This window comes from Pseudarthrobacter sp. TE9888, assembly GCF_056279345.1.
In genome coordinates, this window is record NZ_JBWBRD010000002.1 from 118,199 (window position 1) to 130,851 (window position 12,653).

Annotated in this window: 11 protein-coding genes; 4 read left to right on the forward strand and 7 right to left on the reverse strand. The window is 68.0% G+C overall.

Annotated features, from left to right (window positions below; translation table 11 throughout):
* Nucleotides 1–66: 66 nt before the first annotated feature.
* Genes tsaD through ACZ9J7_RS01050 form a run of 6 tightly spaced genes read right to left on the reverse strand, consistent with a single transcriptional unit; the run spans nucleotide 67 to nucleotide 5,302 of the window.
* Entirely contained in the window at nucleotides 67–1,158 is a 1,092-nt protein-coding gene (gene tsaD, locus ACZ9J7_RS01025) for a tRNA (adenosine(37)-N6)-threonylcarbamoyltransferase complex transferase subunit TsaD (RefSeq protein ID WP_476206316.1), read from the reverse strand.
* Nucleotides 1,155–1,625 carry a ribosomal protein S18-alanine N-acetyltransferase gene (rimI, locus tag ACZ9J7_RS01030; protein WP_476211788.1) on the reverse strand — a complete coding sequence of 157 codons (471 nt, stop codon included), beginning with the start codon at nucleotides 1,623–1,625 and terminating at the stop codon, nucleotides 1,155–1,157. Before rimI ends, tsaD begins: the two co-directional genes overlap by 4 nt.
* 44 nt (nucleotides 1,626–1,669) lie before the next feature.
* The gene (gene tsaB, locus ACZ9J7_RS01035) at nucleotides 1,670–2,341 is read right to left on the reverse strand and encodes a tRNA (adenosine(37)-N6)-threonylcarbamoyltransferase complex dimerization subunit type 1 TsaB (protein WP_476206318.1); all 672 of its coding nucleotides are present in this window, start codon (nucleotides 2,339–2,341) and stop codon (nucleotides 1,670–1,672) included.
* Nucleotides 2,335–2,922 (reverse strand): tRNA (adenosine(37)-N6)-threonylcarbamoyltransferase complex ATPase subunit type 1 TsaE, encoded by a 588-nt coding sequence (gene tsaE / locus ACZ9J7_RS01040; protein ID WP_476206319.1) that lies wholly within the window; start codon nucleotides 2,920–2,922, stop codon nucleotides 2,335–2,337. Before tsaE ends, tsaB begins: the two co-directional genes overlap by 7 nt.
* Entirely contained in the window at nucleotides 2,919–4,154 is a 1,236-nt protein-coding gene (gene alr / locus ACZ9J7_RS01045) for an alanine racemase (RefSeq protein WP_476206321.1), read from the reverse strand. The genes tsaE and alr overlap by 4 nt, the downstream gene beginning before the upstream one ends.
* Before the next feature lie 56 nt (nucleotides 4,155–4,210).
* Nucleotides 4,211–5,302 carry a carbohydrate kinase family protein gene (locus ACZ9J7_RS01050; RefSeq protein WP_476206323.1) on the reverse strand — a complete coding sequence of 364 codons (1,092 nt, stop codon included), beginning with the start codon at nucleotides 5,300–5,302 and terminating at the stop codon, nucleotides 4,211–4,213.
* Between the two features lie 90 nt (nucleotides 5,303–5,392).
* On the opposite strand from ACZ9J7_RS01050, the gene ACZ9J7_RS01055 reads away from it, so the two are divergent.
* The 4 genes from ACZ9J7_RS01055 (at nucleotide 5,393) to ACZ9J7_RS01070 (ending at nucleotide 11,105) form a co-directional block, all read left to right on the forward strand.
* On the forward strand, nucleotides 5,393–6,805 hold the full coding sequence (locus ACZ9J7_RS01055; RefSeq protein ID WP_476206324.1) for a family 4 glycosyl hydrolase: 1,413 nt from the start codon (nucleotides 5,393–5,395) through the stop codon (nucleotides 6,803–6,805).
* Nucleotides 6,806–6,881: 76 nt separating this feature from the next.
* Nucleotides 6,882–8,147 (forward strand): D-inositol-3-phosphate glycosyltransferase, encoded by a 1,266-nt coding sequence (mshA, locus tag ACZ9J7_RS01060; RefSeq protein ID WP_476206325.1) that lies wholly within the window; start codon nucleotides 6,882–6,884, stop codon nucleotides 8,145–8,147.
* Nucleotides 8,148–8,252: 105 nt separating this feature from the next.
* Entirely contained in the window at nucleotides 8,253–9,929 is a 1,677-nt protein-coding gene (locus ACZ9J7_RS01065; RefSeq protein ID WP_476206327.1) for a formate--tetrahydrofolate ligase, read from the forward strand.
* A 216-nt stretch (nucleotides 9,930–10,145) separates the two neighbouring features.
* The gene (locus ACZ9J7_RS01070; RefSeq protein ID WP_476206328.1) at nucleotides 10,146–11,105 is read left to right on the forward strand and encodes a DUF559 domain-containing protein; all 960 of its coding nucleotides are present in this window, start codon (nucleotides 10,146–10,148) and stop codon (nucleotides 11,103–11,105) included.
* A 334-nt stretch (nucleotides 11,106–11,439) separates the two neighbouring features.
* Here the strand turns inward: ACZ9J7_RS01070 and ACZ9J7_RS01075 are convergent, their stop codons facing one another.
* A complete protein-coding gene (locus ACZ9J7_RS01075; RefSeq protein WP_476206330.1) occupies nucleotides 11,440–12,525 on the reverse strand; it encodes an inositol-3-phosphate synthase in 1,086 nt (361 codons plus the stop codon).
* Between the last annotated feature and the right edge of the window lie 128 nt (nucleotides 12,526–12,653).

Consider the following 12,653-nt stretch of genomic DNA (forward strand, 5'->3'; position numbering starts at 1 on the left):
GATATGGCTCCTAAACCGTCGGTTTAGGAGCCATATCTCATAGAGCATCGTGGGGTTTGCCGGGTGTCAGGCCGGGAGCGACACCGAGGTGACGGGCATCGACGAATCCGGGGCGAATCCAATGCCGCTGGGTTCGGCGCCGGCCATCACCAGCTGCGCGCCGAGGGCGGCCACCATGGCGCCGTTGTCCGTGCACAGGTCCAGCGGCGGAACGTGCAGGCGGATGCCGGCGGAGGCGCAGCGCTGCCCGGTCAGCTCCCGCAGGCGGGAGTTTGCCGCCACTCCCCCGCCCAGCAGGACATCCTTGATGCCTTGCTCCCGGCAGGCCAGGACCGCCTTGGAGGAAATCACGTCCACCACGGCTTCCTGGAACGCCGCGGCAATGTCGGCCACGCGGATCTCTTCGCCGCGGGCCTCGAACTGCTCGACGCACCGGGCCACGGCCGTTTTCAGTCCGCTGAAGGACCAGTCGTACCGGTGCGGGCCGGGTTCATCTGCCGTGCCCATGTATTTGGGCTGGCTGAGGCCGCGGGGGAAGCGGATGGCCTTGGGGTTGCCGGTGCGGGCCATTTTGTCGATGGCGGGTCCGCCGGGGTAGCCGAGCCCGAGGATGCGGGCCACTTTGTCGTAGGCCTCGCCCGCGGCGTCGTCGATGGTGGAACCCAGGAGCTCCACGTCGCTGGTGATGCTGTTGATCCGCAGGATTTCGGTGTGGCCGCCGGAGACCAGCAGGGCGCCGAGGTTCTCCGGCAGCTCCTGCCTGCGGCCGGTGGCACGGTCGTCGAGGAGTCCGACGCCCACATGCGCCACCAGGTGGTTGATGGCGAACAGGGGTTTTCCGGTGGCCACGGCGAGCGCCTTGGCAGCGCACACCCCGACCATGAGCGCGCCGGCAAGCCCGGGTCCGGAGGTGACGGCGATCGCGTCCACCTCGTCCAGGGTGGCCCCTGCATCCGCGAGGGCCTGCTCGAGGGTGGGAACAAAGGCGTCCAGGTGGGCCCGGGAGGCGATTTCCGGGATGACGCCGCCGAAGCGGACGTGCTCGTCCATGGAGGACGAGACCGTGTTGGTCAGCAGGGTGGTGCCACGGACGAGGCCAACGCCGGTTTCGTCGCAGGATGATTCGATGCCCAGTACCAGGGGTTGCGTACGGTTCATGCCTGGCCTGCTTCCGTTGCTTCGTGTCCGTCGGGGTGTGCCGCGGGCAGTTGGAGCCGCATGATGAGGGCGTCCACGCCGTCGCGGTAGTAGCGGGGGCGGATGTGGATCTGTTCGAATCCAAACCGCACATAGAGCTGTTGTGCCCTCGGGTTGTCGGCGCGGACCTCAAGCAGGACGTCAGCGGCGCCGCGGTGCCGGGCCTCCTCGATCAGTTGCGTGAGCAGGGTGCTGCCAATGCCCCGCCCCTCGTGCTCAGGGACGACGGCGATGGTCTGGACGTCCGCGATGGGCTCGATGCACATCAGGCCGGCGTAGCCCACGATGCCTCCGCTGGTCTCCGCCACCAGGTAGCGGCGGGTCTCCGGCTGGGAGAGTTCGTCCAGGAACATCTGGACTGGCCACGCGTCAATGGGGAAGAGCTTGTGCTCCAGTGCGCCGACGGCGGGCACATCGTCCAGCGTCATGTCGCGGACGGTGACGTCTGCCGCGCGCGGGTCGGGGGTGCTGCTCACAATGCCCGCTTCCGTGGTCCGGGGACCTGCGCGTCGGATTCCCGCAGGTACAGGGGGGTGGAGTCCAGCAGGGTGTCTCCTGCCGCCAGCCGGGCCAGGGCGAACTGGCCAAGGTACAGGGCGTCCGGCTGCTCCGCGGCGAAATCCGGGTGGGCCTGGAGAACGTCGGCGTAGAGGCCCGCGCCAGCGCCGAACGCAGGGAGGTCCCGGAGGTCAGATGCGAACCCGACGTGGGGGCCGTCCGCCAGCACGGGCAGCTGGCCATCGTCCAGGGTGTACCGGGCCCAGTAGACCTCTTTGCGGCGGGCGTCCGTCACCACCAGGAACTCGGCGACGGCGGCGGTGGACTCGGCGACTTCCAGGGCCATCGCGTCCAGGCTCACCATGCCGTGCAGCGGCTTGCCCCATACAAAGGCCAGGGTGCGGGCTGTGGCGATGCCGGAGCGGAGCCCGGTGAACGGGCCGGGGCCAACCCCCACCACCAGGGCGTCCACGTCCTGCCCGGTCACGCCCGCGTTCGCCAGCATGGCGTGGATTCCGGGCGCGAGCACCTCAGCGTGGCTGCGGGTGTCCTCCGTGGCGAAGCTGGCCAGCACGCTCTCGGGGGCGTCATCAGTGACCAGCGCTGCGCTGGCCACGGCGGACGTGTCGATGGCGAGGATCAGCATGCCGCTCCCCCGTCGGGTCCAGCCAGTTCGGGGAAGGTCGCCCAGCGGGGACCGTACCCACGCATGACGATGGTCCGGGGCTCGTCGGTGTCCTCGGCGTCGAAGTCCAGGCCGCCTGGGGTGCCCGCCGGGGTGGCCCCGAGCCCGATGGCACGCTGCAGGTCGATCTCCAGCCGGCTGTCGCTCAGGTGCTCCACGCGCTCATGTCCCCACTCCACCACCGTCACCGCTGAGTCCATGGTGTTTTCGAGGTCGATGTCATCAATCTCCGCCGCCGAGCCAAGCCGGTAGGCGTCCACGTGCACCAGGTCCGGGCCGCCCGGGCGGGCGCCGTCCGGCAGGTTGGGGTGGATCCGGACCAGGACGAACGTCGGCGAGATGATGCCCGGGCGAACGCCCAGGCCTTCGCCCAGGCCTTGGGTGAAGGTGGTTTTCCCGGCACCCAGTTCGCCGGACAGCACCAGCAGGTCTCCTGCCTGCAGCACCCCTGCCAAACGGGCGCCGAACGCATGGGTCTGTTCCGCCGTCGTCGCCGTGAAGGTCTTTTCCCAGTTGGCGGGCAGTTCCTCCGGTGCGCTCATGCCGCTCCCTTGCCGGGGACGCCCACCAGGTTATTGCCGGCATCCGCGCGCTCGTCCTCGTTGATGAAGCGGCGGGGAACGCGCGGACTGATCCTGGTCACCACCTCGTAGTTGATGGTCCCCGCGGCGCGTGCCCACTCGTCCACCGTTGGCCCGCCGTCGGCCCCGTTGCCGAACAGCTCCGCCTCCGCGCCCTGCAGCGCCGCGCCGGATGCCTCCGGACCGAGGTCGATGACCATCTGGTCCATGGCGATCCGCCCCACAACGGGGTAGGTCTTCCCCGCCACGCGGACTGGCCCGCCGGTGGCGACGCGCGGGACGCCGTCGGCATAGCCCAGCGGAATCAGCGCCAGGGTGCTCGCCTCCCTGGTGCGGTAGTGCAGGCCGTAGGAGACCCCCTGCCCCGCGGGTACCTCCTTGCACTGCGACACCAGTGTCCGGAGCGTCATGGCGGGGCGGAGGCCGAGTTCGGCGGAAGTCGTCCCGTCGAACGGGGAAAGCCCGTAAATGCCCAGGCCCACGCGAACCATGTCGAAGTGGGTGTCCGGGCGGGAAAGGGTGGCGGGGGTGTTGGCAAGGTGGCGGACCTCCGGGTCCACGCCCGCGTCCTCGGCGATGGCCAGGGCTTCCCTGAATGCGGCCACCTGCTGGTCCGTTTCGGGCCGCTCCGGCTCATCAGCCACGGCCAGGTGCGAGAAGATGCCCACCACACGCAGCAGTCCCTGGTCCTGGTACTCCACGGCCTCGCCCACCAGGCGGTCCCAGGCCTCCGGCGTTGCACCGTTGCGGCCAAGCCCGGTGTCCACCTTGAGGTGGATCCGTGCGGGGCGTTCCTGTTCGCGGGCGGCAGCGACGATGCGTTCCAGCTCCCAGCCGGAGCAACCGATGTCGACGCCGGCAGCCACGGCGGCGCCAAAGTTGCTGTCGGCGGTGTGCAGCCAGGCGAGGAGGGGCGCGTCGATGCCGGCGGCGCGGAGCGCGAGGGCCTCGGAAATGTGCGCCACACCCAGCCAGGACGCGCCTGCCTGCAGCGCCGCCCGGGCGACGGGAACGGCGCCGTGTCCGTACGCATCGGCCTTGACCACGGCCATGACTTTCGCGGGGGAAGCAGCGCTGGCGAGCCGACGAACGTTGTGCCGGATGGCCTCCAGGTCGATCACGGCGGACCGCTCATTGCGGGGGTCCGGCCCGGGGGCAGCGCTGAATTCACCGGTTGTTGCGGGGTAGGTCACCTAACTGATTCTAGTGCGGGCACTTCGCGCCGAATAATCGGGGCGTGTGGCGCTCCTCAGGCATCGGACAGATGCGCGATGGTGGCCCCCGCCCGGCGCTGGGCCGCCAGCGGCACGTCCTCGATGATGTCCGCGAGGAATCCAAAGCGCCGCAGCCACTGGCTCGTCTGCCGTTCCGGGCGGGCATTGGCGCGCTTCCACCAGTCGGCGATGTCCCCCCAGCCAGGGGCGGCCAGGGACCCGCCCACCTCCTGCACGGCCAGGGAGGCGCACAGGTTGGCGAACCGCAGCCTGTCCCCCAGCGGCCAGCCGGCCAGGGTACCCACGATGAACGCCGCGTCGAAGCAGTCACCGGCTCCGGTGGGATCGTGTGCCTTGACCGGAAGCGACGGGACCCACTCCTCCTCCCCGGTTTCCGAGTCCACGGCCATGGCCCCCTGCGCTCCCAGGGTCACCACCGCCACCGGCACGCGGTCCGCCAGAGCGTAGAGGGCGCTCCATGGATTGTCTTTGCCGGTGAAGGCCATGGCCTCGCGCTGGTTGGGCAGGAAGGCGTAAAAGTACTGCAGGTTTTCCAGCCGCACGGGTGCCCATTCCCCGCTGGGATCCCAGCCCACGTCCCCGAACAGGCGGACTCCTGCGCCGTGGGCCGCCCGGGCCCACGGTTCAATTTCCATGCCGACCTCCGCGATGCCGGCGAGCGCCTGGGGCGGGCTTCCGATCAGCTCGGAGTTGGTCACCGGTGCCGAGTGGCCGTGGGTGACCATGGAACGGTCCTGGTCCACGCAGAGGGAAACGGTGACTGGCGAGTGCCAGCCCGGGACGCGGCGGGAGAGGCTGAGGTCCACGTGTTCCTGGCTGGAGAGGATCTTCCAGTTGAAGTCACCGTAGCCGTCGTCCCCGAAAGCCGCCGCCAGCCCGGTGCGCAGCCCCAGCCGCGCGGCGGCGATGGCCTGGTTGGCCACCCCGCCGGGGCAGCTGCCCATGCCGTCGCTCCAGATTTCCGTGCCGGGTTCGGGCCCATGCGGCAGGCCGGTGAAGATGATGTCCTGGAAGACGGTCCCGGCCAGCAGGAGGTCGAATCCAGGTTCCCCCGGCGAGCGGACAGCGGCCAGCGGATCGAAGGGGCGGGCTGGCATCGCGTCCATGAGCGCAGGATACGCCGCGGGGAAGGGCTCCGGTAGGGGCTTTGGAAACAGTCTGGACAGGGTGTCGGCGGCTGGTCCTAGACTGCATGCATGCGGCTTCTGATTGCCGGCGGCGGGGGTTTCCGGGTGCCGCTTATCTACCGGGCGTTGCTGTCCGGGCCCTTCTCCGGGCTGGTCACGGAGTTGGTGCTGCACGACGTCGATCCCGCACGCCTTGACGCCGTTACCGCCGTGCTGCGCAGCATGCCGGCAGGCCGGGGTGCGCACCTTCCGGTGCATGCCGCCACGGATCTTTCCGCTGCCCTGTCAGGCACCGCCATGGTCTTCGCCGCGATCCGGCCCGGCGGCACGGCAGGCCGAGTGGCGGATGAGAAAGTGGCGCAGGACCTCGGGCTGCTGGGGCAGGAAACGACCGGAGCCGGCGGAATTTCCTACGCCTTGCGGACAATCCCGCACATGGTGGGCCTTGCCCGGCTGATGCGTGAGCGCTGCCCGGACGCGTGGCTGGTCAACTTCACCAATCCGGCCGGGATGGTCACCGAGGCGCTGCGCCCTGTCCTGGGGAACCGGGTCATTGGGATCTGCGACTCTGCGGGCGGCCTGGTGCAGCGGGCGGCGGGTGCTGCCGGTGTGCCCTTGCCGGCGGGACGGCTCGACGGCGTGGGCTACTACGGGCTGAACCACCTGGGCTGGCTGTACCGGCTGGAGTCCGGCGGAAGGGACATGCTGCCGGGCCTGCTGGCGGACGCCGCGGCGCTGCGGTCCTTCGAGGAAGGCCGGTTGTTCCCGCAGCCGTTCCTTGCCGGGCTGGGCCTGCTTCCCAACGAGTACCTGTATTACTACTACCAGGGCGAGGCCGCCCGGCAGGCAATGCAGGCCATGGCGCGCACCCGCGGGGAGGCCATCCATAGCCAGCAGCGGGAGCTGTACCCGCAGCTGGCTGCCGCGGGCCCGGACGCGTACCGGCTGTGGGAGGAGGCGCGGCGCTCCCGCGAAGAGGGTTACCTGGCCGAAGCCCGGCACGACGGTGAACCCCGGAACGAGGAAGACCTGGCCGGCGGTGGCTACGAACGGGTGGCGCTGGCGGCCATGCAGGCGCTGGCGGGCCGCGGCGATACCCAATTGGTCCTCAACACCGTGAACGCATTGCCGGCAGCCCCGGCACCCGGGCCCGCCGGCGCTGACCCGGCCCCTCCCCAACCCGCCATCCCCGGCCTGCCGGCGGACGCCGTCGTCGAGGTCCCCTGCACTGTCACTCCCGCCGGCGCCGTCCCGCTGCCCCAACAGGTCCCGGCGGAACCGCAGTTGGGCCTGCTCCGGCGGGTCAAGGAGGTGGAGCGGCTCGTTGTCGTGGCGGCGGCCACCGGCAACCGGGAAGTTGCCGTCGAGGCCTTCGCCCGGCACCCGCTCGTGGATTCGGCAGGCCTGGCCGTGGAGCTGATGGCCGGCTACGAGCACGTGTTTCCGGACCTGGGGAAGATGTGGGAGGGCGGCGGGCGTTAGGGGAAGGAGTAATGTTTTATCGGATGCGCACTGAGCCGGCACCCCTGACACGCGCCGGCGGCCGGAAGGAGGTCCCGTGGCACTGATCCGCAGGGTCGCTTTGCTTTCCCTCCACACCTCCCCCATGGAACAGCCCGGCTCCGGTGATGCCGGCGGAATGAACGTCTACATCCGCGAGCTGGCCTCGGCGCTGGCCGAGGCAGGCGTGGAGGTGGAGATCTTCACGCGCGCCACCTCAGCCGACCAGCCCGCCGTCGAGCATCCCGACCCCGGCGTGTGCGTCCACAACGTCCTGGCCGGCCCGCCGCGGAAGATCCCCAAGGAGGAGCTGCCCGGGCTGCTTCATGCCATGGTGGCGGAAATCGAGCAGATCCGCCGCCGCCAGCCGCACGGCCGGTACGACGTCATCCACTCCCACTACTGGGTGTCCGGGATCGCCGGGCTGGAGCTGTCCGAGCTGTGGGGCGTGCCTCTGGTGCACACCATGCACACCATGGCCAAGGTCAAGAACCTGCTGCTGGAATCCGGTGAGCAGCCCGAGCCCCGGCGCCGCGAACTGGGCGAGCACCGCATCGTGGACGGCGCGGCCAGGCTCATCGCCAACACCAGCGCCGAGGCCGCCGAACTCGTATCCCACTACGGCGCCACCTACGACCGCATCGACATCGCCCCGCCCGGCGTGGACCTCGCCACGTTCACCCCCGCGTTCCGTGCACGGTCCAGGGCCGAGCACGGCGTCAGCCCCGACACGTTCCACCTGGTTTTCGCCGGCCGCATCCAGCGCCTGAAAGGCCCCCAGGTCCTGGTCAAGGCCGCGGCGTTGCTGCGGAAACGCCGCCCGGATATCGACATGCGCGTCACCATCCTGGGCGCTTTGAGCGGCAACAAGGAATTCAACCTTCGCTGCCTGGTGGCAGAGGCGGGAATGGACGACGTCGTCACGCAGCTTCCACCGGTGAAGGCCCCCGAGCTGGCGTCCTGGTTCCGTGCGGCCGACGTTGTGGTGATGCCTTCCTTCAGCGAATCCTTCGGGCTCGTGGCACTCGAGGCCCAGGCCTGCGGAACGCCAGTAGTGGCCACCCGGGTTGGCGGGCTGTCCCGCGCCATCTTCCACGGCCGGACCGGGCTCCTGGTGGACGGCCACCACGCGGCCGATTGGGCCGACGCCCTCGAGGCCCTGTACGACGACCCCGCCACCCGCGAGGACCTGGGCCGCGCTGCCGCCATCCGGGCCCAGAACTCCGGCTGGCAACGCACTGCCGCCATCACGCTCGAAAGCTACCATGCCGCCGTCGACAACTTCGTGGTCCGCCGCCTGGCCCCGGCGGTTCCCGCGTCCTGACATCCCGCTTTTACCTGGTGGCGCCGGAACCGCGTGCCGTTGGGCGTGCGTGCTGTTAGCTTAGGGGCAGGTATCCGGCGCCGGCCGGTGCAGGAAAGGACAAGGATGTCTGCTCTCCCTTCTGATCTCGAGATAGCCCGCGCTGCGCGGATCCGGCCCATCGCGGAGATCGCGGCTGCCGCAGGAATCAACCCTGACGCACTGGAACAGTACGGCCGCTACAAGGGGAAGATCGATCCCACCCGCCTCGATGCGCCGCCGCCGGCCGGGAAGGTGGTGCTGGTCTCGGCCATGTCTCCCACCCCCGCCGGCGAGGGAAAGTCCACCACCACTGTTGGGCTGGCAGATTCGCTGGCCCGTGCCGGCCACAAGGTAATGATCGCGCTGCGGGAACCGTCCCTGGGCCCCGTGCTGGGCATGAAGGGTGGTGCCACCGGCGGCGGCTACTCCCAGGTGCTGCCCATGGATGAGATCAACCTGCACTTCACGGGCGACTTCCACGCGATCACGTCGGCCAACAACGCCCTGATGGCGTTGGTGGACAACCACATCTACCAGGGCAACGCGTTGAACATCGATCCGCGCAGGATGACCTTCAAGCGGGTGCTGGACATGAACGACCGTGCCCTGCGCGAGGTAGTGATCGGCCTGGGCGGCCCCTCCCAGGGCGTGCCGCGGCAGGACGGGTTCGATATCACCGTGGCGTCAGAAATCATGGCCGTCTTTTGCCTGGCGACGGACATTGCCGACCTTCGGGAGCGCCTGGGCAGGATCACCTTCGGGTACACGTATGACCGCACCCCCGTCACGGTGGCCGATTTGGGTGTCCAGGGCGCCCTGACCCTGCTGCTGAAGGAAGCCATTAAGCCGAACCTCGTGCAGACCATTGCCGGTACCCCAGCGCTGGTGCACGGCGGTCCGTTCGCCAACATCGCCCACGGCTGCAATTCGCTCATTGCCACGCAGACCGCCCGCCGGCTGGCGGACATCGTGGTGACCGAGGCGGGCTTCGGCGCAGACCTCGGGGCAGAGAAGTTCATGGACATCAAGGCCCGGATCGGCGGCCTGGCACCCTCCGCCGTCGTGGTGGTAGCCACGGTCCGCGCCTTGAAGATGCAGGGCGGCGTGGCCAAGGCCCAGCTGACCCAGCCGGACCTGGCCGCACTGGAAGCCGGTGTGGTGAACCTCCGACGACACATCCACAACGTGGAGAAGTTCGGCGTCACGCCCGTGGTTGCCATCAACCGGTTCTCGTCCGATTCGGCCGAGGAGCTTGACTGGCTGCTCGCCTGGTGCGCTGCTGAAGGCGTCCCGGCGGCCGTCGCAGACGTGTGGGGCCGGGGCGGTGGCGGGGACGGTGGTGATGAACTGGCTGCCCTGGTTGCCGGGGCAGTGGCCGGCCCCAACAGCTTCCGGCACCTCTACTCGCTGGGGCTGTCGGTTGAGGACAAGATCAGGACCATCGTCCAGGAAATCTACGGCGCCGACGGCGTGGACTTCTCCGTGCCCGCGTTGAAGCGGCTTGCCGACATTGAGCGGAACGGCTGGAGTTCGCTGCCCGTGTGCATGGCCAAGACCCAGTACTCGTTCACTGACGATGCCTCCCGGCTGGGCGCCCCCAAGGGGTTCACCATCCACGTCCGCGACCTGTTGCCCAAGACCGGCGCGGGCTTCATCGTCGCCCTTACCGGAGCCGTCATGACCATGCCCGGCCTCCCGGCCGTCCCGGCTGCGCTGCGCATGGATGTCGACGGGGACGGGAACCCCGTGGGCCTCACCTAACCCCACGCCCCATCACATCCTGCCTACTTTCCACCAACGCCCGATCACCTCCCACCCCCAAATCACCAACGCCCGATCACCTCCCACCCCCAAATCACCAACGCCCGATCACCTCCCGCCCCCAAATCACCAACGCCCGATCACCTTGGAACCGTGCAGGTCTATTCCTGTGGATAACTCCTGCAGTGGTCTAGCCTTCTACGCCAGAATGCCAGCATGCATAAGCGCGCTGACCTACCGTCGACCTTGGCAAGCTCCCCGTTCACATACGACTCGGCGGTGACTGCCGGTGTGTCAGCGAAGCGGCTGCGGAAGGATGATGTAGTCCACGTCAGCAGGCGGTTGTACCGCCCGTCGACTTGGAGCTTCGAGTTGGAGGCCGCGGCACGGGTCCTCTCCGAAGTTTCGCCGGGCGCGTGGATTTCACACGTCACCGCTGCACGTTTGCACTGTCAACTGCTCCCCGCGTGGCTGTCGGATTCAACTGAACTGCATATGAGCAAACCGAAGCATTTACCGCAGGTGCGCCGGAAAGGTGTGGTTGCCCATAAGGTCATAGCCGGTGCTGACGAAATTGAAACTGTCGACGGTATCCGCATCAGTACCCGTTCCCGAACCTGGCTCGACTTGGCCCGGCGGCTGTCGCTGGCTGAACTGGTCTGCCTTGGAGACCAAATCATTCGCATCCCTCGAGCGGAGTTTGAGGCCAGGTCGCAGCCCTTCGACACATTGCAGGGTCTCAGCGCTTTAGTCAGGCGGCACCCTAATCTTCAGGGGGTCGTGCGTGCCCGGGAAGCTTTGGAGCTGATGCGGGTCGGCGCTGATTCGGCACCGGAATCGATGCTGCGGCTGGCCATGCTTGATGCGAACCTGCCAGAACCTGACCTGCAAATCGCACTTCGCCCAAATGATGCAGCTTCCCCTACTGCCGACCTGGGCTACCGTCACCGGCGCCTTGCAGTCCAGTACGACGGCGGTCACCATCTTCTTGAGGCTCAGCGACTGAGTGATCGACGGCGCGACAAAGCCTTCGAAGCAGCCGGGTGGACGGTTCTCGTATTCACCAGGGACGATGCCACGGACGGTTTTCAACGAGCTATAGCGGCAATCAAACGGCACCTTCGCACGGCGTGGTTTGACCATTCCTACTCGGCCGGTTTTGCCGGAAACGGGTAACAAAACACCACCACCGCCTCCGAAAACGAGGCCGCCGGGTTTACGCTCCTCAGGGGACGGTAAGTGATGGCGCGTCCCGGAAAAGCCGGCAAAAGGTGATGACGCGTCCCGAAAAAGCCGGCAAAAGGTGATGACGCGTCCCGAAAAAGCCGGCAAAAGGTGATGACGCGTCCCGAAAAAGCCGGCAAAAGGTGATGGCGCGTCCCGAAAAAGCCGGCAAAAGGTGATGGGGCGTCCCGGAAGAACCGGCCGGAAGTGATGGGGCGTGTCAACGCAGGACGCTCCCCCACCCGGTGAGGGTGAGGGAGCGTCAGGGCACCGGGAAAAATACGGGTTAGCGGTCCAGGTCGCCGCGGATGAAGGCTTCGACCTTCTCGCGGGCGAGGTCGTCATTGAACTGTTCCGGCGGGGACTTCATGAAGTAGCTGGAGGCGGACAGCAGCGGGCCGCCGATGCCACGGTCCAGGCCGATCTTCGCGGCACGGATCGCGTCGATGATCACGCCGGCGGAGTTGGGGGAATCCCAGACCTCCAGCTTGTACTCCAGGGACACCGGGGCGTCGCCGAAGTTCCGGCCCTCGAGGCGCACGAAGGCCCACTTGCGGTCGTCGAGCCACTGGACGTAGTCGGACGGGCCGATGTGCACGTCCTTGGCAGCCAGCTCGGCTTCCACGTTGGAGGTCACGGCCTGGGTCTTGGAGATCTTCTTGGACTCCAGGCGGTCACGCTCCAGCATGTTCTTGAAGTCCATGTTGCCGCCGACGTTCAGCTGGTAGGTCCGGTCCAGGGTGACGCCGCGGTCTTCGAACAGCTTGGCCATCACGCGGTGGGTGATGGTGGCGCCGATCTGGCTCTTGATGTCGTCGCCGACGATCGGGACACCGGCGGCGGTGAACTTGTCAGCCCATTCCTTGGTGCCGGCAATGAACACGGGCAGGGCGTTGACGAACGCCACCCCGGCGTCGATCGCAGCCTGGGCGTAGAACTCGGCAGCCTGCTGGGAACCGACGGGCAGGTAGCAGACCAGGACGTCAGCCTTGGCGTCCTTCAGGGCCTGGACCACATCGACGGGCTCTTCGGTGGACTGCTCGATGGTCTCAAGGTAGTACTTGCCCAGCCCGTCCAGGGTGTGGCCGCGCTGGACCGTGACGCCCGTGGGGGGAACGTCGGCAATCTTGATGGTGTTGTTCTCGCTGGCCAGGATGGCATCGGAAAGGTCAACGCCGACCTTCTTGCCGTCCACGTCGAACGCGGCGACGAACTCAACGTCACCCACGTGGTACTGGCCAAACTCAACGTGCATCAGGCCCGGGATGGTTTCGGCCGGGTCGGCGTCCTTGTAGTAGTGGACGCCCTGCACCAGCGAGGCGGCGCAGTTGCCCACGCCAACGATTGCAACACGGATGGGATGTGAAGACACGGAACTCCTTTGGGGACAAACGTCAGCCGGCCTGGTTGGCCTCCGAGTAATGGACGACGGCGGCCGGCTGGCTTGGCGCCGCGCGGCGCCTTTTCATACTACCCAACACAGCAGGACCGGCCGTTGTT

Excerpts from the sequence above, each read along its gene's own strand:
- tsaD (WP_476206316.1), bottom strand. The coding sequence starts at position 1,158 with ATGAACCGTACGCAACCCCTGGTACTGGGCATCGAATCATCCTGCGAC.
- rimI (WP_476211788.1), bottom strand. The coding sequence starts at position 1,625 with ATGACGCTGGACGATGTGCCCGCCGTCGGCGCACTGGAGCACAAGCTC.
- tsaB (WP_476206318.1), bottom strand. The coding sequence starts at position 2,341 with ATGCTGATCCTCGCCATCGACACGTCCGCCGTGGCCAGCGCAGCGCTG.
- tsaE (WP_476206319.1), bottom strand. The coding sequence starts at position 2,922 with ATGAGCGCACCGGAGGAACTGCCCGCCAACTGGGAAAAGACCTTCACG.
- ACZ9J7_RS01050 (WP_476206323.1), bottom strand. The coding sequence starts at position 5,302 with ATGGACGCGATGCCAGCCCGCCCCTTCGATCCGCTGGCCGCTGTCCGC.
- ACZ9J7_RS01055 (WP_476206324.1), top strand. The coding sequence starts at position 5,393 with ATGCGGCTTCTGATTGCCGGCGGCGGGGGTTTCCGGGTGCCGCTTATC.
- ACZ9J7_RS01065 (WP_476206327.1), top strand. The coding sequence starts at position 8,253 with ATGTCTGCTCTCCCTTCTGATCTCGAGATAGCCCGCGCTGCGCGGATC.
- ACZ9J7_RS01070 (WP_476206328.1), top strand. The coding sequence starts at position 10,146 with ATGCATAAGCGCGCTGACCTACCGTCGACCTTGGCAAGCTCCCCGTTC.